The organism is Salinibacterium amurskyense (assembly GCF_002797685.1).
GTDB classification, from domain to species: domain Bacteria; phylum Actinomycetota; class Actinomycetes; order Actinomycetales; family Microbacteriaceae; genus Rhodoglobus; species Rhodoglobus amurskyensis.
In genome coordinates this window covers 328630-351964 of sequence record NZ_PGFH01000001.1, presented here as the reverse complement: position 1 = coordinate 351964, position 23335 = coordinate 328630, and the positions used below count along the sequence as shown (strand labels likewise).

Below are 23335 nucleotides of genomic sequence, written 5' to 3'. Positions count from 1 at the left end.
CAGCGCTCAACCCGAGCGTTAGCCCGTCTTTACCAGCGGCACCAGAATCAGCCAGCGAATACCGAGACCGCCCAAAATGGATGCCGCGGCCAACGCCGCCGGAACCCACTGCACGTCTCCCCCGGCCAGCAACACGGCGCTCACGAATCCGATAGCGAGAACGGTATCGGCCGCCCGGATCCCAAACACGGCTGCTTGTTTTCCGCCGACCGCCGCGAGCGCACCATACGGAGTCACGGCGGCAATAGACGCGGTGTAGGCGATCCAGCCGATCACGGCGAGCAGGTCGGGCGCGGTGCCGAAGAGCAGGGCACCTCCCCACGGCAGCAGCGCGACAAGGAGCGCACCGACGACCACGGTGAGACCGACCAGGGTGGTTACCGCACGATCCGCACGTCGTAGTTTCTCGGCCAGCAGCTTGCTGCTGTCTCGGGCGAAGGAGACGAAGAGGTACGAGCTGAGGCCGCTGACCGCGAGCGTTGCGGGCGCGACGAACACTCGGCCGGCTTCGAGGAGTCCGGTGGCGGCAAGGCTCGCGAGCACGGTCACGAGCAGGCGCACCACGGTGAGAAGCGCCGGTCGCAGAAACTGCTGGCCAGCTCGCCAGATGCCGTAGCGAAAGACGGTACCGACTCCCCCGCGCACGAAGCCCACGACGAAACGTTCTTCCCGGGGAAGCAGCACTGCGCCGAGCCCAATCGCGGCGAGCTGACCGGCAGCGACCGCGCCGAGAAACACGAAGAGGCTGAGACCACCGGCGAGCGCGCTGAACGCAATCACCAGTAGCGCGACCGCGAACGACGCGAAGTCGATCAGCATGACGCGCCAGAAGCCCATGCCGGCCATGAGTAGGCGGCGCATGAGTTCTTCGAGCGCGAAGAAGGCGACGCCAGCTCCGAACATCGCGGCGGTGGAGGCATCCAACAGTCCGGATGCTCCCGCGAGCGTTGCGGAAAGAACTCCGGCCACCACGGCAATCCCCAGCGCGAACTGCTGCAGCGCCGACCGCACCGCCGGAGTACGCCGCTCGAGCACAACGAGCGAGTCGCCGACCATCCCACTCGCAAGTCCGGCGACGAGCACCATCACGCCATACGCAATGGCGAACGCACCGAGCCCGTCAAAGCCAAGCGTGCGCGCAACAAGCACCTGAATCGTGAAGCTCGCGAGAGCCTGCATTCCCTGAGAGCCGATTGCTCCCAGGGCCGATCGCTTGCCTGACACGCTCAGGCTGCCTACTGCACGGGCCGCGCGCTGAAGTTGTCGAACCTCACGGTCACGGGAGCGTTCGGTGCCGAACCGGAGAGGTAGCTCTCGAACCCGACCGCACCGGCAGCCTGAAGGGCAGCCGTCGAGTCGGTCGCGACGAGTTGCCACGCGGCAGGCTCAGCATCTCCGGCCTTCCAGAGCTTGGCCGAGATCGTGGTCGGGCTCGTGCCCTCGACGCTGGTCTTGAGGATGAAGGTATCCCCGGCCGCGTAGGTCATGCCCGGCACATTCATGTTGGCCAGCACCACGGTGGAACCCGACATGATTTGCAGCCCGACGACTCCGCCGGTCTGCAGCCGCAGCCGTGCTTGATAGAACGCGGAGCCCACTTGACGACCGATCACGCCGACGACGATGTGCCCGGATTCGGCAACCTTGTCGGCGGTGATCTCCACCTGTGCTTCGACCGAGGTTTCGCTTACGCCCTCAAGCAGCGCGCGGCGAGTGGTGCCCGTGCCGGTGTGCACGAAGGCTCCCGCGCCGCTACCCACGGTGTAGGTCGAGTTCGTGTTTGACGACCATGCGCCTCCCACATTCGCGGTGCCCCAGCCGGCGGCAACTGTGCGCTCGAAGGTGTCTTCAGCAAAGGCTGCGCCGGGCGGTGCCGTCACAACAACATCGTGACTGACCGCGCCCGTCGCCCCTTCGTCATCCGTCACGGTGAGCACAACGGTGTAGGTGCCCGAGCTCGCGTAGCTGTGCGAGGGCGTGGCGCCGGTGTCGCTCGCACCATCTCCGAAGTCCCAGGCGTAACTGGCGACACTGCCATCGGCATCCGTGGATCCTGTCGCGTCGAACGCTACGGCGAGTTCCGTCGCCGAGGAGGTGAACGCGGCGGTGGGAGCCTGATTCGCCGGAGTGGAGCTCACCGTTACCGGTTGAGTGACCGCATCCGTTGCACCCTGGTTGTCGGTCACCGTCAAGGTGACTTGATAGGTGCCCGCCGCCGCGTACGTGTGATCGGGGCTCGTTGCCGTGCTCGACTGACCATCACCGAAGTCCCACAATCGTGAGGTGATGCTGCCATCGGGGTCGCTCGACGCACTTGAATCGAAGCTCGCCGTCAACAGGTTCGCCGCGCTCGTGAAGGATGCCGTGGGCAGCAAATTCGTCGGCGTCACGGGCTCGTCGGCATGGCCTGCAATCGCCAGGAACGAGTCGTAGCTCACGTGCACTGGAGCATTCGTGGCCGATCCAGACAGGTAGCTGTACTGGCCGACGGCACCCGCGGTTTGCAGGTTCGCTACCGACGAGGTGGCGGTGAGGGTCCAGTCACTGGGTTCACTTGTTCCCTGCTTCCAGACCTTGCCGCGAATGGTCGTCGGCGAGGTTCCGAAGGTTTGCGCTTTCACGAGCAGCACGTCGCCGGCGCTGAAGGTCAGGCCCGCAACATCCGTGTACGCAATGTTGGTGGAGCCTCCGCTCAGCAGCTGGAAGGCGAGGGTGCCGTTGGAGAAGTAGCGCACGCGAGCTTGGTAGAAGCCATTGCCGACTTCACGCATCGTGATGCCGGTGTAGGCACCACCACCCGTGATCGCCTTGTCGATGGAGATGCTGGCGCTCACCGTTACGTCGTCCGTGGAGACGCTCGGCAACCACGCGTGCCGGGTAGTGCCCGACGAGCTGTGGTTCACGATGCCCGCATCGGTTTCGACCGAGAAGTTGCCGCTGCTGTTCGTCGACCAGTCGCCGCCGACGAGCGCAGTGCCCCAGCCGGAGGTTTCAGAGCGAGCGAACTCGTCGCGGGCCAGCACGGTGACGACGGGAGGATCGAGGGCGGTCACAACATGACTGACCGTTCCCGTTGCCCCTTGGTTGTCGGTCACCGTGAGGGTCACGGTGTAGTCGCCCGCGGCAGCGTAGAGGTGCGAGGTGCTCTCTCCACTGTCGGATGCTCCATCGCCGAAGTCCCACGCGAACGAGCTGATCGTGCCGTCGCTATCGGCCGAACCGCTCGCGTCGAAGCTCACCACGTTGTCGGTGGTTTCGCTCGTGAAGGCCGCGGTCGGGGCCACGTTCGGAGCCAACACCGTCACTGTGGCGGCGGCGATTGCGGAGGCTCCCTTGTTGTCGGTCACCGTGAGGGTCACGTCGTAGATTCCCGCGGCGGCATACGTGTGATCGACTACCGCGTCCGTGCTCGAGGCACCGTCACCGAAGTCCCACTCATAAGCGTCGATAGTGCCGTCGGGGTCGGATGATCCGGTCGCATCGAAGCTGGCCACGAGGTCGCTCTCCGAATGCGTGAACTCGGCAAGCGGTGCTTCGTTCGCGGTTCCGATCAAGAAGTGCGAGCTGACTTCGCTCGGCGTCAGCACCGTTTGGTACACCGCGAACTCATCGAGGTCGCCGTTGAAGTAGTTCGATGATGCCACTCCGACCGTGTTGCCGCGGCCAAGTCGCCAGTATCCCGAGAACGTTTGGGTCGGTGTTGCCGCACTGGATGCCACGACCGCGCCGTCCACGAACAATTGCAGCCCTGCTGATCCCTGGGTCGCTACCGCCTGATGCCACTGGCCATCGTTGTAGGAGGCCGTGCTCGAGACCGTGTTGCCGCCCGTACCGAACACGAGTGTTCCGTCGTTGCGCATGATCACGTGGTCGCCGTAGTTGTTGGCGGTGCCGGTGGCGGAGGATCCGAACTCCACAAGCTTTCCGCCCGTGGTGCTCGTGGTCCTGAACCACACTTCGCTCGAATACGTCGAGGGGTTGGGCAGCGAGGTTGTCGTTGCCGCGAGCGCCTGTGTGAACTGGGTGGCCGAATCTGTCGTTCCCCCCAGAGCACCGGGTACGTTGCGCGTGTAGGTGCCGCTGAGGGCTCCATTGATTCCCTGCAGTCCGGAGTCGTTCACGACTGCACCGGAGGCTTCGCCCAGTCGCCAGTACAACTGCGGGCTCGCGTTGTAGACCGCAGCACCGTAGGCGTCGGTCGGCGCAGGCGGTCCGGAGAGCGACCGGCCCGAGAGCTCAAAGTGGTTCTGAATTTGTGTCGCGGTGAGGGGGGTCGGGTACACGGCCACTTCGTCGATGGCACCGTTGAAGTAGTCGGAACCACTCCAACTGCGGTCTCCACCAATACGCCAGTAGCCCCAGTAGTTCTGGCCCCACACCACGTCGGGATTCACTCCTACGCGCACTCCGTCAACGAAGAGTTCCATTCCGTCGGCGCCCATGCTGCCGACGACCTGGTGCCATTCGTTGTCGTTGTACGACTTTGCGCTCTGCACAATGCGGGTGCTGCCGGTGTAGACACCGAAGTTCAGTCGGCCCGCGTTATCCATGTAAATGTGGCGGTCGTAGTTGCTCGAGTTACCGGTTTGACGGTTTCCGAACCCGACGATCTTGCCACCGGAGGTCGTGCTGGTCTTGAACCAGGCTTCGACCGAGAAGGTGTTGTCGCGCCAGATTTGCGTGTTCGATCCGGCGTAGCTGTTCGAGCTTCCCGTGAAGGTCGCGGCGGTGTTGCTGTCGCCGATGATCGCTCCGGATGTTCCGAAGCCCACGTTGTTGGTCGCGGTCGCGTTGTCGCGAGCGACGCTATCCACCACGGTGTTTCCGCTCTCGCCGAGGCGCCAGTAGTTGGAGGGTTGGTCCTCCATCACGGCCGCCGCGTAATCGCTCAACTGGCCGGTGGCACCGGCGGTGAACGACACGGTCGAACCCCAGCCGTTGTTGCCATAGGGGTCGATGGCACGCAGTCGATAGGTGTACGTCTGGCCGGGTGTGAGGCCAGTATCCAGATACGTCATCGTCGGGCGGTCATAGAACCGCGAGGCCTGCTCGGTCACATAGATCGGCGAACCGCTCTTGCCATCCCGGATGAGGTGGTACGTGAGGTTCTCATTGTCACGATCCCAGTCGGCGGTCCAGCTGAGCGCAATCGTGCCGGGAGCGGGCGAGCTCATCGTCGGCGCAAGATTGGCGCCGGTGAGTCGAGGCCCATCAAGGTTGGGAGCGATCGCCGGGATCGCGAACCTCAACAGACCCTGCTGGTTCTGCCCGTTGACGCGCGTGAACTCGCCACCAAAGACCGCGTACTCCGCGTTCGATGTGACATCCCACGGTCCCTGGTACTGACCGGTGAAGGTGCCGAGGTTGATGTCGGGAAAGAAGTTCAGCAGCGACGGGCTCGAGTTGCCCGACCAGTCGTGGTAGCCGTACGGGTCGCGCGAGATGCTGCCGGTGGCATCTTTCGAGAACGCGATTCCGCGGTTGAACGACCAGGGGTTGGTCTGCGGGAAGGCATCGATGTTGCCGCAGTAGTGCGAGTGTCCAGCGGCATAGATGGCTCCGTTGGGCGCGGGTGAAACCGAGTAGGTATCACCGTGGCAGTCGTTCACCCAGACGAGTTCGCCATCCGACCAGTTCGACCGGAAGACACCCTCAAGGTTGCCGCCGGAGCCATAGACATAGCCGGTGCCGTAGAAGCTGTCGGCATCGGAGGAGAGCGAGAAGATGGCCGCGTTGAGACCGGCATTGCGCACCTGGTTGTTGGTGGCGAACGGGGTGATCAGGGCTCCGGCAGTCGCATCGACCATGGCGAGGCCGTAGCCGGGATCGCTCGAGCCATTGACGGTCGTGAAGTCTCCGCCGATCACAACTTTGGACTCATCCGGAGACACCACGATGCCGAAGGCGCGCCCACCCGCGAGCTCGGGAGCCCAAGAGGTGACGGCGCCGTTCGTAGCGAGCGCGGCCGCACCACCGAGGCGAGTGTTGCCGCTCACCGACGTGAACGGCCCCGAGAAGAAGACCTGAGTGTTCGTGGCGACGACCGCGTAGACGCGATAGTTGGCCCCCGCATCGAAGGCGCCGTAGATGTTCCCCGTAGCGGTGTCGAAGGAGACAATGCGGTTCTTCGAGACGCCATTCACCGAGGTGAAGTCACCGACCGCATACAGCCGGGTGCCATCGGGCGACGCCGCCAGCGCGCGCACTTGCCCGTTGAATGTCGGAGCCCACGGCAGCAGGGCGCCGGTCGTGAGGTTGTACGCAAGCACGTACGAGCGACTCTGCTCGTTCGTGCCCGCGGGCGAACCGTACGGCCGGGCCGAGCTGAAGTCGCCCGAAGCGTAGACGGTATTGCCCACGATGACCTGATCCCAGACCACACCGTTGATCTGGGGCGTGGGTAAGGGATCGGAGGACACAGTGGTCGGCACTGGCGGGGCAGCCGCAGTGTCGGCAACGGCTGCGGTGGGCAGCGTTACGGTGAGCAGGGTCGCGATTAATGTCATCGCCGCTGCGGCGGAAACGAGTCTCAGCGGGTTCGGTGGCATCTGGCGGGTTACGCGCATGATGTGCCTTCTCGGGGTTTGTGGCTATTCAGGTTCCACTTGGTGGGTCACCATACTCCCCTCCTGCCCCGTTTGGGTGCCCCCCAAAAGGGGGTCACGATTCAGGGGCCGCCCCGCGAGACGGGTAGACCGACCGTTACAGCAGGTCGTCGATATCGCCCTGGAAAACGACGGGCTGCACGTCTACCGAGTAGTCGACCAGAAGCGTCACATTGCCGCGCTGATCAGCAGGAACAGTAAAAATGTACACTCCGTCAATCGCCGAATTCGCCGCGAGGGATGCCGGCAGCGGTGCCCCGCCAGGCTCGCGAAGTTCGGGGGCCGGCGTGCGATCGGCGCCAAAGTAACAACTGATGACCGTGGTGCGCAACGAGACCACTGACGCGGTGGAGTTCGTCATCGTGACCGTAACGCGCAACGACGGACCGGCGACTTCACCGGGGCCGCGAGCGGTGCCATCCACCTCTTCGACTTTCGTGACGGTGGCGACGAGCCCGGGAGTGACATCCGCCGGTTCGTCGATCGCAACCGGGGGCACATCGGGAACCGCTGGGCCCGCCGTCGGCGCCGGGACCGCGGATGACGCGCCCGAGGGTTCACTGGGCTCGCCCGCGCTGGGGGTTGCCCCGGGCGCGGCGCTCGGGGCACCGGTGGGCGCGAACTGGATGAACGCCACGACGACGAGCGCCGCCACGATCGCGAGCACGATGATTGCCGCCAACCAACGACCCGGTTTGGTGCTCAGCCACGAAGGTTCGGCCGCCGCGGCGACAAGTTCGATTTCGGATGCGGGATGCTTCGACTGAGTCATGGCAGCTCCGTGCCTCGGGGATGATCGGTACTGGACGGTACACCCGTACCCTTCGCAAACGTACCCCCTGTTCTGGGGACAAAGTGGTGCACCGCGGCGGCGTAGACTTCCGAACCCAGACCTCGGGGGAGTCTGGTCGAAGTTCTTGAGTCCGTCAACGGAGGAGGGAAAGTTGAACGACCCGACCCCCTCTGCCGAGCGCCGACCAACTGTTCGCCTCCTCGGAACCCACGGCATCCCCGCCGCCTACGGAGGCTTCGAGACCGCCGCCGAGAACGTCGCCCTCTATTTGCGCGATAACGGCTGGCGGCCAGTTGTTTACTGCCAAGTAGAGGGCACCGGCCCCACCACGACCGACCAGTGGCACGGCATCGACCGCGTGCTCATCCCCGAGCACCGCGAGGGCTGGCTGGGCACCGCAAGTTTCGACTTTGCCTCGATCCGCCATGCGTCGCGGCATCGGGATATCTGCCTCACGTTTGGGTACAACACGGCGCTGTTCAACATCCTGCAGCGCCTCAAGCGCATCCCGAATGTCATCAACATGGACGGCATCGAGTGGTCTCGTTCACGCTGGGGCAAGGGTCGACAGGCAATCCTGTGGATAAATGAGCGGATCGCGTGCTGGGTGGGCAATCGCCTTATTGCCGATCATCCGGTGATCGAAACGTACTTGGCCACGCGAGCTCGCCGCTCGAAAATCGTCACGATCACGTACGGCGCCCACGCTGTCGAAGCCGCCGACACTCTGCCGGTGACGAGTCGCGGCCTCACGCCCGGCCGATACCTGACGTTGATTTGTCGCCCGATTCCCGAGAACTCAATTCTTGAACTCGTGACCGCGTTTTCGCGCGAGCGTCGTGGGCACGACCTGGCAATCTTCGGCACCTACGACGACAGTGACGCCTACACCCGAGCGGTTCGGCACGCCGCGAGCGACGAAGTGAAATTCGTCGGCCCGATTTACGAACCCGATGAGGTGTCTTCTTTGAGATTCCATTCGCTTGGCTACCTTCACGGCCACACCGTTGGCGGCACCAACCCATCCCTCGTCGAAGCGATGGCCGCGGGCAACCCGGTGATCGCCCACGACAATGCCTACAACCGCTGGGTTGCCGGCGACGGAGCGCTCTATTTTTCGGGCGTGGATGACGCCGCCGCCCACATTTCGACCCTGCTCGAGTCGCCCGATCGCCGGGCTTCGCTCGCGGCCGCCAGCCGCGCCAGGCATGCCGCCGAGTTCACGTGGCAACACGTTGCGGGGCAGTACGCGGATCTTCTGGCCGAGTATCTCCCCGCCGGGCAGGCTCCCGTGGCATCGGCAACTCCGCGACCCACGCCACCACCGCCGCCCCAGAACTCCTCGCCTCGCTCCGGAGCAAGCTCATGATCCGGCTGGGTGTCGTTGGCCTGGGCAAAATGGGGCTCTCGCACTTGTCGATGATTCGCGCGCATCCGGAGGTCTCGGTTGAAGCGGTCGTCGACTCGGCCGGCTACATTCTGGGCGTGCTCTCGAAGTACACGGGACTGAAGACATTCACCGATTTCGAGAAGATGCTCGACAGCGTTGAACTCGATGCGGTGCTGATCGCCACCCCGACGCGCTTTCATGCGGCAATGGTGCGCACGGCGCTCGAACGCGGACTGCATGTGTTCTGTGAGAAGCCACTCACGCTCACGGCAGCCGAATCGGCCGAGCTTTCGGGCATCGCTGCCGTGCGCGGCTTGGTCACTCAGGTCGGGTATCACAACCGATTTGTGGGCACTTTTCGCGAGGCGAAGCGACTCCTTGAGGCCGACGCGATTGGCCGCATCACGCACGTACAGGCGGAGTCCTATGGGCCGGTCGTTCTGAAAGCCAAGGGCACGACGTGGCGCAGCAAGCGCACCGAGGGCGGTGGGTGTTTGTATGACTACGCAGCGCATCCGCTCGATCTGGCGACGTGGTTCGTGGGCGATGCCCTCGGCGTTGGAGGCACGATTCTGGGCAGCGTTTTCTCGGAGAATACCGAAGACGAGGTCTACAGCACGATCTACTTTGCTGACGGCGTGAGCGGCCAGCTCTCGGTCAACTGGTCGGATGAGTCGTACCGCAAAATGACCACGCGCGTCAGCGTCTTCGGCACGCAGGGCAAGATCATCGCTGACCGGCAAGAGATTCAGGTGTACCTGCGCAGCACTGCTCCCGAGCTCGACGGTTACGCACCGGGCTGGACGATCAAGTCGACGACCGAGCTCACTGACGAGGTGTGGTTCTACCTGCGGGGCGAGGAATACAGCGCCCAGCTCGATCACTTTGTGCAGCGCATCCACGACCCCGCCGTCGCGCCCACCAACGACTTCGCAAGCGCCGCCATCACCGACCGCATCATCGAACTGCTGACGGTGGATGCCGCGGCCGGCGCCAGCACGACCGCACCGTCGAGCGTTCCGGCGACCACCTCCGCGCCGGCCCCTCGTCGTCGCAACCTTCTGGGGAGACGATCATGAGCACAACCACTCCGCGCACCTCCGACTCCGGCGGCCCGCTCACCACGCCCGAGACCGCGAAGCTCGATCGCGTGCTGTTCGGCGATAACCAGTTCTTTGGCATCAACCATCGCTCCGAGGAGAAAGCGCGCGAGCAGGCCATGCGCTTTCAGGATCTGGATGCGATCATGGCTGTCATCGACGATGCGTACGCCAGCGGCATCCGCACGCTCATGTGCACCACGCACGATCGCATCGCCGACGTGGTGGAGCGAGTGCGGGCTGAGCCGGAACGCTACGACGGGTTCTCGTTCTTCCCCTGCATGCCCTACGCGCATAAGTACGCCGACGCCGTGACCGAAAGTGGCATTCTGGGCGCTCTCAATCGCTTCATGCCCGACGAAGGCATGCTCAACGCGATGATGCGCGGCGGACGCTCGCTCGCCAAGAAAGACATCGAGGGCATCATCACCCTGCTCGTGGATGCCGAAATGGCTGGCTTCGCTGGCGTGCGCACGCCCGTGGTCTGGCTGCAGAATGTCGTGGTCGATCTGCTGCTGGGGCTCGGTTTCACCGACGCCTTCGCGATCTTCGCCAACCACGTGCGGTCGCGCTACAACGCCGAGCCCGGCTTCATCACGATGAACCTTCCCATGCTGCTCGACCACCTCGACAGCGCCGGTATCGACAACCCTCTCGTGTGCTCCAACATCAACAAGATTGGCTTTCGGATGTCGGGCGGCGTTGAGGCCTATCAGGCCGCCTTGGCCGAGCGGCCGTTCCGCGCGGTCGCGATGTCGGTCTTCGCCTCGGGAGCTATTCCGCCGCGCGAGGCACTCGAGTGGATCTATGCGCAGCCCGGCATTGAGTCGATCGTGTTCGGGGCATCCAGTCGCTCTCACATCGAGAGCACCGTGGCACTCGTGCGGGAGTTCGAGCGCTAGACCGTTCTCCCGCTGCGCTAGCTTGCGTCGATCGCGCGCAGCTGGCGAAACCAGCGCCCGAGAACCGCGAGCAGAATGAGCGCGTTGGCGAGAAACAGCAGGCCGTAGAAAATCACGAAACCGTCCATCCAGCCAAAGAGAACAAAGCTGAGGCAGAGCACGGCGTAGTCGGTGGGGATCGCGACGATGGTCTGCACCCAGCCACCGCCGCCACTGGGCTTGGCGTAGGTGCGTCCGCGCTCGGCCGAGGCGATGCGGCGCAGTTGATCGGTGAGGATCATCGCGAAGAAGAACACCGACGACACCACGATGAACCCGAGCGGAATCAGCAAGATGGTGTCGGTCCAGCCGGTGTCGAATCGGTACAGCGAGATCAGGATGACGCCGTGAAAGATCACGATCTTGAAGGCGTCAACAACGTGGTCGAGCCACTCTCCCGCTTTCGTTCCGCCGCCCCGCAGGCGAGCTAGCTGCCCGTCGGCGGAGTCGAGGGCGTAGCCGAGCAGCAGCAGGAATGCTACGAGAATGCCGAACCACAGAGCAGGCCGCACCGTGGCTACGAGCACGAGGGCGATCGCGGTCATCAGCGCGCTGAGGCCAGTGACTTGATTGGGCGTACGCCCTGCGAGATACGCGGCGGCCGCGAGCAGCCGGCCGAGACGACGGTTGATCCAGCGCGAGTAGGGCGGGGCACCCCGCCCGGGCTTCTGAGCAGACGCGAGCGAGCGGACAATCGCACCGAATGTTTCCGGCACTTCTGGGCTTTCCCCGGTGGCGGTCATGTTTCACCATAGCCCCACGCTCCGGGCTGGGTCGAGGGTTCTCCTCCGGTGGGCGCCAAAAACGCCGGGGCTAGCATGGAGGCATGCGCGTTCTCTTTGACGGCTTTTGGTGGGCTCGAGGTCCAGCCTCGAACCGCCAAGTGCTGCGCGAATTTGTGTGGGCGTGGGTGCGCGAGTTTCCCACCGACGAAGTTGTGGTCGCGGTGCCGCACGGGGCGCTCGCCACAGCGCGGTCAGAGCTCGCCGAGCAAGTGACCGTGGTCGGCACGCGCCTGCGACCTCAAGGCGTCAGCGCGATTCTGGAGCTGCCTTTCATCGCTCGACGGCTGCGGGCGGATGTCACCATCACCCACAACTTCACCCCTGCGTTCGGCAGGTCGGCGGTCTTCATTCACGACTACATGTTCCTCACGTCGCCCGAGTGGTTCACGCTCAAGGAGCGCGCGTACTTCGCTCTGATGCCGCTGAGCTCTCGACGGGCGACGTGGCTGTTCGGTTCCTCCGCCACTGAAGCTGCCCGCATCAGCCGGCTGAGCCAGGGTCGCCCCGTGACTCCCATCGGTCTCGCCGTGGGCAGTTCCCTCGCCAACGCTGCCCCGCGCAAGCCTGACGAACTCGCTGACGTGACGGGTGACTTTCTGCTGTGCGTCGGGCGTCTCAATGCTCGCAAGAACCTGGCCAACACGATCGCGGCCGCCCTGCAGTCCGGCAGGATCAGCGCCGAGGCCCCGCTCGTGATCGTCGGAGAGCCGCAGGGCAAAAGCGCCGATCTCCCCGCCGCGGTCGCCGACGCTGCCGAGCGTGGCGTCATCCGCTTTCTCGGGTTCATTGACGATGCCGAACTCGCGTGGCTCTATGCCAACACCGCAGCGCTGTTGTTCTTCACGCGCGACGAAGGATTCGGCCTACCCGTGCTCGAGGCCCACCACTGTGGTGCGCCCGTGGTCGCCAGCGACCTCGCCGTCTTTCGCGAGATCTTGGGTGAGCGTGGCACTTTTGCCAACCCGGATGACGTTGCCGCGATGGCGCGAGCAATCACCGATTCCCCCGCTCGCCCCTCAATCGCGAGCGCGGTTGACGACGCTTCAACGCACCGCGACGAGCGCGAGGCCCACGCTGATTTGGGGTATTCCTGGGGAGCCAGCGTGCGCGCACTGCGCGCCACAATCTCCGGCGCGAACAGCGACTGACGGCACGCCAAAAAACGCAGGCGCTACCTCTTAATAGGGCGCACTACGCAACAGGTCTTCAGAGCGCCTCGTTTGTTCGCGCGTGTGGGGCGGCCCGCCGCTGACAGCTTCGTCCGCGACACCCACGTGGGCGGACGAATCCACGCTGCTCAGCAGCCGTCGCACGCCCTCGCGGATCCCCGAGATTTCCGCTGGCGGTTTGCGAACTAGCTTCTCGATCGAGCAACTACGCAGGGCGGAGAAGTTGCCTTCTTCTGGCTGCGCATCAGCGACGGGTCTACCCTCACCGACCACCCGATGTGAATGGTGAGGGTGTTCACGCGCACAGAGGAGACGCTGGAAGTTCTTCAATCCGATTCATGCGGCGGCATAAGGTCCTCGATTCGGTTGTGCATGGTTAGTAGGCGCCCACGGGGTTAATGAGCACTTTGAAGGTTCGCCACATGATGACGAGGTCGCCGACGACCGACCAGTTCTCCACGTAGTACAGGTCGAGACGCATGCTGTCTTCCCAGTTGAGGTCAGATCGTCCGTTGATCTGCCACATGCCGGTGAGCCCTGGCTTGATGTACATGCGACGATTCACCTTGCCCTTGTACGCGAGCACCTCGCTCGGTAGCGGCGGGCGGGGCCCCACCAGGCTCATGTCGCCCTTCAGCACGTTCCACAGCTGAGGAAACTCGTCGAGTGAATACTTGCGAATGAAGCGGCCCAAGCGCGTGACACGGGGATCATTCTTGAGCTTGAAGAGCACTCCCGAGCCTTCGTTCTCCTTAGTGAGATCAGCCAACTTCTGGTCGGCATCCACCACCATGGAGCGGAACTTGAACATGCGGAAGGTCTCAAGGTTTCGACCAACACGAACTTGGCTGTAAAAGGCACCGCCTGGACTATCGAGGCGGATGAGGATCGTGAGCAAGAGAAAGAGCGGTGACAGCAGAAAGAGAGCGAGCCCGGAGACCGCAATGTCGAGCCCCCGTTTAATGACATGTTTTCCGCCTTCGAACTGCGGGATCTCAACGTGAATAAGGGGAAGACCCTCCACGGGACGAAAGTGGATGCGCGGGCCGGCCACATTGGTGAGGCGCGAGGCGAGAATCAGCTCGGCCGCCGTGCCCTCCAGCTGCCACGCGAGATGGCGGATGAAGTCGTTGCCGCACCCGTGCTCTCCCGCGATGATGACGGTGTCGGCCCCCAGCGACGAGGCAGTCTGCACAACCTGCTCCGGGCCGAACTGCGGGCCCGGTTGCTCTGCATCCTGCTCAGTGCCGTGCGCTTGAGACCCGAAACGGTGCTTTGCTTCAGCGTGGCGATCTGGCTCGATGACAACGCCGACAACGTCGAAATTCGCGCGCAGGCATCCCTGCACTTTGTCGACAACGTAGTCGACCTCGTCCTGAGTGCCTACGACGACCGTGCGCGAAAGGGCGTGCCCAAAGCGTCTCTGTCGATTGAGCCAGCGTCGCCAGACCCAGCGCGTCGCGAGGAGTGCGAGTACGCCTGCCGCCATCGCGAGCACGGCGCGCTTTCCCGGGAAGCCGATTTCTAGCACCAACAGGATGATCGAAAGCAGACCAAAGGCGGTCATGCAGGCGGTCACCACACGTTTGTATTCGGTGGGTCCGACGCCGATGACGCGGCGGTCGCGAGAGCGGAACACTTCGAGCAGCAGCACCCAGACGACCACGATCGCGAGCAGGCCCAACCACATGAGGGGGTTGATACCAGCGAAGAACTCCGGGAGGCGAGCGGGATCGGCGCGCATCAGCAGGGCGATCAGAATCGTGCCCAGGATGACCACGGCATCCGAAACGAGTAGTCGTTTTTGATAGGACTTGGTCCACACAATGCCAGAATCGGGATGCGGAGCGGTGACGTGCTGGGGCTGAAATTCGGCATCTTCGACGAGGCGAAGGTGGCCGCGTTCAAGCTCGGTCGGGGGAAGGGCGGGCAGTTTGCGAAGCTGGCTCATCGCTCTGCTCGCAGCGGGCGGGAGGTACGCGGGCCGTTGATGGGGCAGGTGGTGCTGAGGCCGGTACGTGAACTCGGGGGCGAAATACGTACGTGCAAGGTGATCACGACATTTCGGGTGTCGGGTGGGGTGCGCGCCGAAGGCACGCGAGCGCGGGTGGGTGCTCTGCGGTTGGATACGATGCAGTGCGGGGTTAGTGCTCTGCGGGGCGGGTTTTCACTATGCGGGGTTTGTCCCCCCAATGGGGGTAGTGGTGAAGCTACTCGCCTCCGCCTGCAATGTGTTACCCCCAGTTTGGGGGTCAGGCGGCGTGTCGGCTAGCGCTTGGGTTTTGTGTTGCCGTAAGAAAACGCCCGCCTTCACTGGGATGTGGGCGCATATCGCGCGCAACCACCAGCGTTCACAGAGAAGGCGCTTCCCCTCACTCCCCGGGGAAATGCGAAAGTGGTCTACCTCATCCCAGGCAGACCACCATCGACGAATAAAACTACGACGCGACGGACGCTGCGACACCCGCCCAGTAGCTCCCTGCCGGGAACGAGAACTCGGCGAGCGACGACTCGTGCATTTGGGCCGAGTAGCCCGGTGCCATCGGCACCCGGTAGGCGCCGTTCTCGACGATGCAGGGGTCAACGAAGTGCTCGTGCAGGTGGTCGACGAACTCGGTTACCCGGTTCTCGAGCGTGCCCGATACGGCGACGTAGTCGAAGATCGAGAGGTGCTGCACAAGCTCGCAAAGGCCAACGCCACCCGCGTGCGGGCAGACCGGAACGCCAAACTTCTTGGCCATCAGGTAGACGGCAATGATCTCGTTCGGGCCGGCGAGGCGGGCAGAGTCGAGCTGGCAAAAGTCGATGGCTTCGGCCTGGAACATCTGCTTGAAGAGCACCCGGTTCATGCCGTGCTCTCCCGTGGCGACGCCGATCGGGGCAACAGCCTTGCGGATGGCTGCGTGGCCGAGCACGTCATCCGGGCTCGTCGGCTCTTCGATCCACAGCGGCTTGAATTCGGCGAGCGCCTTCACCCAGTCGATTGCCTCGTCGACATCCCACACTTGGTTGGCGTCGATCATGAGCTTGGCGTCGTCGCCGATTACTTCGCGGGCGATGCGGCAGCGACGGATGTCCTCGTCGAGGTTCGCGCCGACCTTCAGCTTAATGTGGCGGTAGCCAGCATCCACAGCCTCCTGGCAGAGACGGCGAAGCTTCTCGTCGGAGTAACCCAACCAACCGGCACTCGTCGTGTAGCAGGGGTAGCCCGTCTCGGTGAGCTCGGCGATGCGCTGCTCTTTGCTGTCGGCGAGCTCGGTGAGGAGCGCGATGGCTTCGTCACGAGTGATGGCGTCGCTCAAGTACTTCAGGTCGGCGGTGTCAACGAGCTGCTCGGGGGTCATGTCGGTGAGCAGGCGCCAGAGTGGTTTGTTTGCCCGACGAGCGGCGAGATCCCACACGGCGTTCATCACGGCGGCCATCGCGAGGTGCTCGACACCCTTTTCTGGCCCAAGCCAGCGCAGTTGCGAGTCAGACTTCAGCTCGCGGTAAATGCCACCGAGGTCGCCGACGATCTCATCGACATCCCGGCCCACGAGCGGTTCGGCACGCTGTTCGGCAGCGAGTGCGCAAATGTCGTTTCCTCGGCCAATGGTGAAGGTGAAGCCGTAGCCCGCGACGCCCTCTTCGTCAGTGCGGAGTACAACGTAGGCGGCCGAGTAGTCGCCATCCTTGTTCATGGCGTCTGAGCCGTCGGCGGTGAGCGACGTCGGAAAACGCACGTCATAGACGTCAACGCTGGTGATAGTAGTCATGCTGAAGAGTTCTCCTTGCTCAGAACCGATAAAAGGTATGTGCGCGGGTGAGGCGCGTCTGGGTGCGCTGCGGTGCGCGGTAGTGCGTGTGGGTCGCGATGTCAGCTAGTCAACGTGGAAGACCTCGGGCAGCTCTTTCCACCACTCGCCCTCAGCCCGGTCATCCAGCGGCTGCTGCAGCGGCTCTTGCAGAGCCCACCAGCGCTGAGTTTCTGGGTCAGCCGCGATGGCGGCTTGGTCGGCTTCGTAGTCGTCACCCGTGTACTCGAAGTACGAGAACAGCAGGTCGCCGTGGCGATAGATCGAATAGTTGTGGATGTTGCTGGCCGCGAGTCGTTCAAGAATCGTTGGCCACACAGCGGCGTGGTATCGCTCGTACTCTTCGCGGTTCTCGGGTGGGAGGCCGATGACCTGGGCTACTCGCTTCATTGTTATCCCTTCACCGCGCCAACGGTTTGTCCACGAATTAGGAAGCGCTGCGCCGTGAGGAACACGATGAGCAGCGGGATCATCGAGAGGAACGTGGCGAGCGCGAGCTGCGGCATGTAGAGCTTCACGTCGAGACCGGCTGCAACGGTGGCGTTGAACAGCGGGCTGGCTCCGATGAGTTCTTGGATGCCGATCGAGATCGTCTTGTTCTCCTGGTTCGAGGTGAGCAGTGCCAGCGGCAGGAAGAAGTTCGTCCAGTTGGCCACGAAGGAGAAGAAGGCGACGAGCGCAATGACCTGCTTCGAGATGGGAAGTGCCACGTAGAAGAAGGTTGCGATTTCGCTCAGTCCGTCGATGCGAGCTGCCTCGACGAGCTCTTGCGGCATCGTTGTCATGAAGTGGATGTAGACGAGGTACGTGCCGAAGGGGAAGAACCCCATGATGACCGCAACGGGCCAGAGTTGGCCGACGGCTCCGATGGCGTTCACTTCGAGGAACAGCGGGATGACGAGCACTGTGTTGGGCATCACCATCGCGAGCAGTGTGGCGAAGAGCAACACCTTGCGACCACGGAACCGCAGTCGAGACAGTGCGTAGCCTGCAGGCAGTGCGGCTACGAGGGCGAGTATTCCACCGATGACGGCGACCACGAGCGAGTTGCCTACCCAGCGGGTGAAGAGGCCTCCACCGCCAGGACCGAAGCCATTGATCTGGCTCCAGCTGAACACGACGTTGTCCCACGACATTCCACCGAGGCCGAGGAAGCCGTCGGTTCCGGCCAACACGCCTTCTTGGCTGCGGAAGGCCATTGCGATGAAGCCGATGATGGGCAGGATGAACGCGGCAGCGATGATCACCATGACGGTGATGCGGGCAATGCGACCTACGGTCCAGTGTTTGGCGCCAACGACGCCGGGAGCGCTGTTGCTCATCGCTTTTTCTCCTTTTCGTCGCCGAAGAGTCCGCTCTTCATCACGATGACGACTCCGATGCTCAGGGTGATCACGAGCAGGATGATTGATAGTGCGGCCGCGGCCGGGAAGTTTCGGTTAGTGAAGGCGAAGGCGTAGCCCAACTGAGTTGGCGCCCACTCTCCGGCAATAGCTCCGGACGAAATCTGTCGCAGCAGGTACGGCTCGAGGAAGAGCTGAAAACCGTAGGCCAAGTTCATGAGGGCCGCATAGCCAATCCAGGGGCGGATGAGCGGCAGCTTGATGTGCCACGCAAGGTCCCACGCGTTGGCGCCGTCAATCTTGGCGGCTTCGAAGATCTCGTCGGGGATGCCGTTGAGGCCACCGTTGACGACGATGATCCACGTACCCACGCCCTGAAAGAAGAGCATGCCCGTGAGGATCATCGGCATGTTGCCGTCGGTGACGATCTCTTTCAGCGATCCGAATCCGACCTCTTGCCAGAGCGGCGCGAGGGGCGACTGCGTGGGGTGCAGCAGGTAAACCCAGAGCACGAAGTTGGCAATACCGCTCAACGCGCCCGGGATGAAGTAGAAGAAGCGCATCGTGGAGCCGAAGCGACCGGGGCTGGCATGAACCAACAGGGCTAGGCCAACGATGCCGAGCATCATGAGCGGCAACCACACGATCATGACGGAGAAGATGTTGATGAACGTTCCGGAGAACCGGTAGTCGGTGATTACCGTGATGAACGAGTCAAGGCCGCCAAACCCGCTTGCCGGGTTGACGAGGGTTGGTGCTTTTTGCAGGGCGATCCAGAAGGCGTAGCCGATGGGGATCGCGGCTGCGACGAGAAAGAGCGCGAGGTACGGGGCGAGCAAGATCCATGCGCCGCGCGACTCTGCGTGGCGTGTGCGGTGACGCCGGGGTGTGGTGGATGCACGGCCGCCGGCAGCCGGAGGCTCCGTGCGTTTCGTGGCTAGCGTTGAGCTGCTCATGTATTCCTCGCCTCTGAATTGGGGAGTGGAACAGAGTGTGGGGGCCTCAAGGATCTGAAACCCCCACACATGCTGTGCCTAGCTGGTTACTTCTATTCGGCGGTGACCGTGTAGCCGACCGAGTTGGCGCGGTTCACGAGTTCAGTACCGAAGGTGCTGAGTGCGTCGCTGATGGAGCCGTCGGCGATCAGCGTGGGGCTGACCGTTTCGGTCCAGGCCGCACCGGTGTCGTAGAGCATGTACGAGTACGGAGCTACGGCGCCGGCGGCATCCTTGAATGCCTGCTGAACACCGGCAACATCGGCGAAGTAGCCGTCAGCTTCGAGCTTCTCGAGCCAAGCATCCTGAATCGGGCCGTAACCGGGGAGACCGGTTGAAAGCTCAACCTGCCATGCCGGGTCAGTCGCAACGAAGGTTGCGAAAGTCAGCGTGTTTTCGAGCTGCTTTCCGGTGATGTGAGAGGAAACGCCCCAGAGGCCGCCACCTTCGTTACCGGCGGTCGGGCTTGATTCGCCTTCCCAGGTCAGCGGTGCGCTTGCGCTCATCTGCTCGGCCGGGATCTTCCAGGTGTCGCGGAAGAGGTAGTTACCCCACCAGACAGCACCGGGGCTCATGACCAAGTTGACACCAGCAGCAGCGGCGTCGCCGTCGAAGATGCCCTGGGTGGTGAGTGCGCCACCTTCGTACATCTGCGTGAGCAGTTCGTTGGCACGAACACAGTTCGGGTCATCGAGGTTGATGTGAACTTCCGACTCCGAGAGGCGGTCGTTCGTGGGGCAGTCGGCCGCCTGAAGGTAGCGGTTTACGGCATACGCGTCGCCGAGGAATCCGCTGATCTTGTCGGGGTGCTCTGCAGCGATCTGTACGGCGAGGTCACCGTAGCCTTCCCACGTGGTGGGCAGCGTGTAGCCGTTCTCGTCGAAGAACGCCTTGTTGTACCAGAACACGTCGGGAGCAGCGTCGTTGCGGAGGCAACGGATCTGACCATCGATGTCGCAGAACGAAAGCACTGCGGGGTCGTAACCATCGATGACATCGGGAAGCAGATCGGTGAGGTCGGCTGCGTAGTTGCTGGCTGCGCCGGTTGCCCACGCGATGTCGTCGTTGGAGGGGAAGAAGATGGCGTCAGGCCATCCTGAACCTGCGGAGTCGAAGTTAGCGAAAGCCTGCTTCACCGTCTGGCCACCAACGGTTCCGTCAATCTGAACAACGTCGATTTCGATCTCGGGGTGAGCTTCCTGGAAAGCTTCTGCGGCGGGAACGCGGGGCGGGTCAACCCACACCGTGATTTTTCCACCCGAGTCAGTCTGCTCGGGGGCGTTAGCGCCTCCGTCAGCTGAACAACCGGATAGAACGAGTGCAGCGGCGGAAATCATTGCCACTCCTGCACTGGCGGAAAGGAACCTCTTCGTCTTCATTGACACTCCTTGGTGGGGTTACTACTGCTTCGTAGTGGAGAGAGACAACCCGCTGGAACGGCTCGAATTCTCCGGTGCTCAAACGTTATACCAACCGCGGAAGTTGTGCAAACGTTTGATCAAAGGTTTTTCAACTGTTATCTAGCCGTGCGCACTCGACCCTTTAGTAGCCAATGCGTGCGGGATCGATGCGGTAGAACTCCGCAGCGGTACGGCCAAGCAACTGTTCGCGGTCTGCGGCATCCACGCTGTCGAAGAGGGGTTGAAGGCCCTGCCACACCCGCGTGTAGCCGCCGGCGAGCACCGAAATAGGCCAGTCGCCGCCATACATCAGGCGCGAAGGGCCGAATACCTCGAGGGCTCGCTCAAAGAACGGCCGCACATATTCCGTGGTCCACTGCTGCGGGTCACCGGCTGCCGAATACAGGCCGCTGACCTTGGCGTACACGTTGGGGTTCTCGGCGGCTACTTCGATGGCCGACCACCAGGGCTCGCGCTCCTCGAGCCCGATCGGTGGCTTGGCCAAGTGATCGATGACCATACGAAGCTCGGGATGCCGCCGCGACAATTCCGGAACGATCGCTAAGTGCTCCGGAAGAACGGCAACCACGTCGAAGGTGAGCCCGGCGCGCTCCAGCACCGTGAGCCCCTCGTCAACGTTGGGTCGCAGCAACCATTCCGGATCTTCTTGATTGTGGATGAGAGTGCGCACCCCGACCATGCGGGTGTCGCCTTCCCACGCCTCGATCGTGCGCGCTGCCTGCTCCGGACGGTCGATGGGCGCGTAACCCACAATCGCCGCGACCTCGTGGTTGGCGACCGCGCACTCCGTCATCAAGCGAGTGTCATCGGAGTTGTCGGCCGACTGCACTTGAACCGTGTAATCGACACCAGCATCCCGCAACTCGGGAAGGAGTAGATCGAGGGTCATCACCTGATCAATGGGTGCCAGTGATTCGTCGAGCCAGTCATAGTGGGCCCGGTTCGGGTTCCAGATGTGCTGGTGAGCGTCGATGATTGGAAAAACCACGATGTAGTCCCTTCTCCGATGGCCAGTTTAGAGAATGCCGTGCCGTTCCCACACGGTGCGCAGCGAGTCTCCGGCCAGCAGTTCTGCCAAGACCGTTGATTCGTTGGCCGCGCGCGTGCGGGCGCGGGTTAGCACTTCGTCTTCGTGAGACTGCGGGATCACTACTGCTCCGTCGTCATCGGCCATCACGAGATCGCCGGGCGCAATCAGCACTCCGCCCAGCTCGACGACAACGTCGGAGGCGATCACGCGCATCCGAGCCCGAAAGTCGATGGGGCGGCGCGAACGTGAGAACGACGGAAAGCCGAGTTCGGCGATCTTGTCGGTGTCGCGCAGGTTGCCATCAGTGATGACGCCGGAGGCTTTCGCGCCCAGAGCCGCCGCGCTGAACAGCTCTCCCCAGAAGCCGGAGTCGTTGCTGTTGTCGGTGGCGATCACAATCATCTGGCCAGCACCGATGCCGTCGATGAAGTCGATCGACTCCTTGTAGGGGTCATCGAGATCTGACTCGAGCGCCGGAGCGAAGCGCACCGTGCGGGCGCGGCCGAACGCGCGCGAGCCCGGAGTGATCGGAGCGAGGCGCTGCTTCAGCACCTGGTTGCGCAGGCCCGATTCGTCGCACGAATCGCTGAGAATCGCGGTCGTGAGGCGCTCGTCGCCGGGCAACGGCGTGAAACCTGGGTTAGCGGATGACATGTCCACCTCCGGGGCTGAACGGAAACTGGGCTTCGATCTCTGGCGTGAGCTGGATGCCGAGGCCTGGCGCCTTCGGAGCGACGATGCCGCCATCCTTGAAGTCGACCTCTTCGACCCGCATCGCGTCTCGCAACGGATTGGGCAGGGTGCAGTACTCGAAGAGCTCAACGTAGGGGTTGGCGAGCACGGTGTGCAGGTTCGCGGCGAAGGTGACGCCACTGCCCCACACGTGGGGAACCGTCTTCACGCCGGTGGCGTGAGCAAGCTCGGCGACCTGCGCGAAAGCTTTGGGGCCGCCGACGAAAGTGACGTCGGGCTGGGCAACATCGAGCGCGTTCGCGTCGAGCAGTTGGGCGAAGTCCCGCACGGTTCCGTTGGATTCGACACCGGAGATCGGCACGTTCACGGCGGCACGCACGGCGGCGTAGCCAGCCACGTCATCCGCTTGGCAGGGTTCTTCGTACCAGCGGGCACCGAGCTCGGCGGCCTTCTTGCCGACACGAATCGCTTCGTCGACGGGCCACGGGTCAGAGGCACAGGCCTGCACCGCGTCGATGACGAACTGGATGCCCTCGGGCAGCAGCGCGGTCACGTGGTCGAGCAGTTTGATGGTGGTGTCGGGGTCGGTCATGGCGCGGAACTTCACGGTGCCAAAGCCAGCTTCGATCTGGGCGGCGGCCCAATCGGAAACCTCGCCGAACGTGGTGCCGAGTCCGCCACTGGCGTACGACTCGATCCAGTCGCGCTTGAGGCCACCGAGCACTTCGTAGGCGGGAACGCCGAGGCGCTTGCCGACGGCATCCACGGCCGCGGTTTCGATCGCTCCGGCAACGCCGTTGAGCATTCCGCCCCGCGCCCAGAAAGCGGTGTAGGCGCGGAGGTGGTCGGCGACTTCGAGGGGGTGCGCGAACTCGTGGTCGAGAACGTAGGGGCGGAAGGCATCCACGATTCCGGGCACGGCGGCGGCGGCCATGATGCCGGCTCCCGCCTCCCCGACTCCGGTGGTTCCATCTGAGAGGGTTACTTCAACGAGGGCGGCATCCCATGACCAAATGGTGCCACCTACCCAGGTGAGTTCTTCTCCGGGCTGGTACCGGTGCGAAAGCAACACTGCGCGCACGGCGGTAATGGTTAGGGCTGTGTCAGTGAGTCCCATGTGAAGGGCGCCTCGTTTCTACTAGCGAGCGATAGTGGTTACGATATCTGATCAAACGTTTGATCACAAGCATCGTCGATCGATCAACTGCTACGCACGGCGCGGGATCACAACATTGAGCCCGATTGAGCCTCGGCTGCGGCGAAGAAATCGGCCACA

At 63.3% G+C, this 23335-nt stretch carries 17 protein-coding genes; 4 read left to right on the top strand and 13 right to left on the bottom strand.

All coding sequences use genetic code 11. The annotated features are described in order from the left end of the window. Positions 1-18: 18 nt before the first annotated feature. From CLV85_RS01660 to CLV85_RS01650, 3 genes are all read right to left on the bottom strand, one after another. Entirely contained in the window at positions 19-1224 is a 1206-nt protein-coding gene (locus tag CLV85_RS01660) for an MATE family efflux transporter (RefSeq protein WP_147433330.1), read from the bottom strand. A gap of 11 nt (positions 1225-1235) precedes the next feature. After that, positions 1236-6566 (bottom strand): PKD domain-containing protein, encoded by a 5331-nt coding sequence (locus CLV85_RS01655; protein ID WP_100387872.1) that lies wholly within the window; start codon positions 6564-6566, stop codon positions 1236-1238. Positions 6567-6702: 136 nt separating this feature from the next. Next, entirely contained in the window at positions 6703-7377 is a 675-nt protein-coding gene (locus CLV85_RS01650; RefSeq protein WP_100387871.1) for a hypothetical protein, read from the bottom strand. Positions 7378-7549: 172 nt separating this feature from the next. On the opposite strand from CLV85_RS01650, the gene CLV85_RS01645 reads away from it, so the two are divergent. Genes CLV85_RS01645 through CLV85_RS01635 form a run of 3 tightly spaced genes read left to right on the top strand, consistent with a single transcriptional unit; the run spans position 7550 to position 10790 of the window. Further along, positions 7550-8767 carry a DUF1972 domain-containing protein gene (locus tag CLV85_RS01645; protein WP_100387870.1) on the top strand — a complete coding sequence of 406 codons (1218 nt, stop codon included), beginning with the start codon at positions 7550-7552 and terminating at the stop codon, positions 8765-8767. Further along, on the top strand, positions 8764-9867 hold the full coding sequence (locus tag CLV85_RS01640; RefSeq protein WP_100387869.1) for a Gfo/Idh/MocA family protein: 1104 nt from the start codon (positions 8764-8766) through the stop codon (positions 9865-9867). Before CLV85_RS01645 ends, CLV85_RS01640 begins: the two co-directional genes overlap by 4 nt. Then, positions 9864-10790 carry a hypothetical protein gene (locus CLV85_RS01635; protein ID WP_205030307.1) on the top strand — a complete coding sequence of 309 codons (927 nt, stop codon included), beginning with the start codon at positions 9864-9866 and terminating at the stop codon, positions 10788-10790. Before CLV85_RS01640 ends, CLV85_RS01635 begins: the two co-directional genes overlap by 4 nt. A gap of 17 nt (positions 10791-10807) precedes the next feature. On the opposite strand, the gene CLV85_RS01630 is transcribed toward CLV85_RS01635, so the two are convergent. After that, positions 10808-11572, bottom strand: coding sequence for a CDP-alcohol phosphatidyltransferase family protein (locus CLV85_RS01630; protein ID WP_100387868.1), 765 nt, complete (start codon positions 11570-11572; stop codon positions 10808-10810). 83 nt (positions 11573-11655) lie between these two features. Here CLV85_RS01630 and CLV85_RS01625 point away from each other — a divergent pair, with 83 nt between their 5' ends. Next, positions 11656-12762, top strand: a complete 1107-nt coding sequence (locus CLV85_RS01625) for a glycosyltransferase family 4 protein (RefSeq protein ID WP_100387867.1) — start codon at positions 11656-11658, stop codon at positions 12760-12762. Positions 12763-13159: 397 nt separating this feature from the next. On the opposite strand, the gene CLV85_RS01620 is transcribed toward CLV85_RS01625, so the two are convergent. The 9 genes from CLV85_RS01620 to CLV85_RS01580 all read right to left on the bottom strand — a co-directional run bounded on the left by CLV85_RS01620 (position 13160) and on the right by CLV85_RS01580 (position 23176). Beyond that, a complete protein-coding gene (locus CLV85_RS01620) occupies positions 13160-14734 on the bottom strand; it encodes a sugar transferase (RefSeq protein ID WP_100387866.1) in 1575 nt (524 codons plus the stop codon). Between the two features lie 487 nt (positions 14735-15221). Next, complete coding sequence (locus tag CLV85_RS01615) at positions 15222-16538, bottom strand: L-fuconate dehydratase (protein WP_100387865.1); 1317 nt, start codon at positions 16536-16538, stop codon at positions 15222-15224. A gap of 105 nt (positions 16539-16643) precedes the next feature. Beyond that, positions 16644-16967: an L-rhamnose mutarotase gene (locus CLV85_RS01610; protein ID WP_100387864.1), complete on the bottom strand. Its 324-nt coding sequence runs from the start codon at positions 16965-16967 to the stop codon at positions 16644-16646. A 2-nt stretch (positions 16968-16969) separates the two neighbouring features. Continuing rightward, positions 16970-17899 carry a carbohydrate ABC transporter permease gene (locus tag CLV85_RS01605; protein ID WP_100387863.1) on the bottom strand — a complete coding sequence of 310 codons (930 nt, stop codon included), beginning with the start codon at positions 17897-17899 and terminating at the stop codon, positions 16970-16972. Next, positions 17896-18876 (bottom strand): carbohydrate ABC transporter permease, encoded by a 981-nt coding sequence (locus CLV85_RS01600; protein ID WP_100387862.1) that lies wholly within the window; start codon positions 18874-18876, stop codon positions 17896-17898. The genes CLV85_RS01605 and CLV85_RS01600 overlap by 4 nt, the downstream gene beginning before the upstream one ends. A gap of 92 nt (positions 18877-18968) precedes the next feature. Beyond that, a complete protein-coding gene (locus tag CLV85_RS01595; RefSeq protein WP_100387861.1) occupies positions 18969-20294 on the bottom strand; it encodes an ABC transporter substrate-binding protein in 1326 nt (441 codons plus the stop codon). A 163-nt stretch (positions 20295-20457) separates the two neighbouring features. Further along, positions 20458-21324, bottom strand: coding sequence for an amidohydrolase family protein (locus CLV85_RS01590; protein ID WP_100387860.1), 867 nt, complete (start codon positions 21322-21324; stop codon positions 20458-20460). Positions 21325-21351: 27 nt separating this feature from the next. Further along, complete coding sequence (locus CLV85_RS01585) at positions 21352-22020, bottom strand: RraA family protein (protein ID WP_100387859.1); 669 nt, start codon at positions 22018-22020, stop codon at positions 21352-21354. After that, positions 22007-23176 (bottom strand): mandelate racemase/muconate lactonizing enzyme family protein, encoded by a 1170-nt coding sequence (locus CLV85_RS01580; RefSeq protein ID WP_100387858.1) that lies wholly within the window; start codon positions 23174-23176, stop codon positions 22007-22009. The genes CLV85_RS01585 and CLV85_RS01580 overlap by 14 nt, the downstream gene beginning before the upstream one ends. Positions 23177-23335 lie beyond the last annotated feature (159 nt).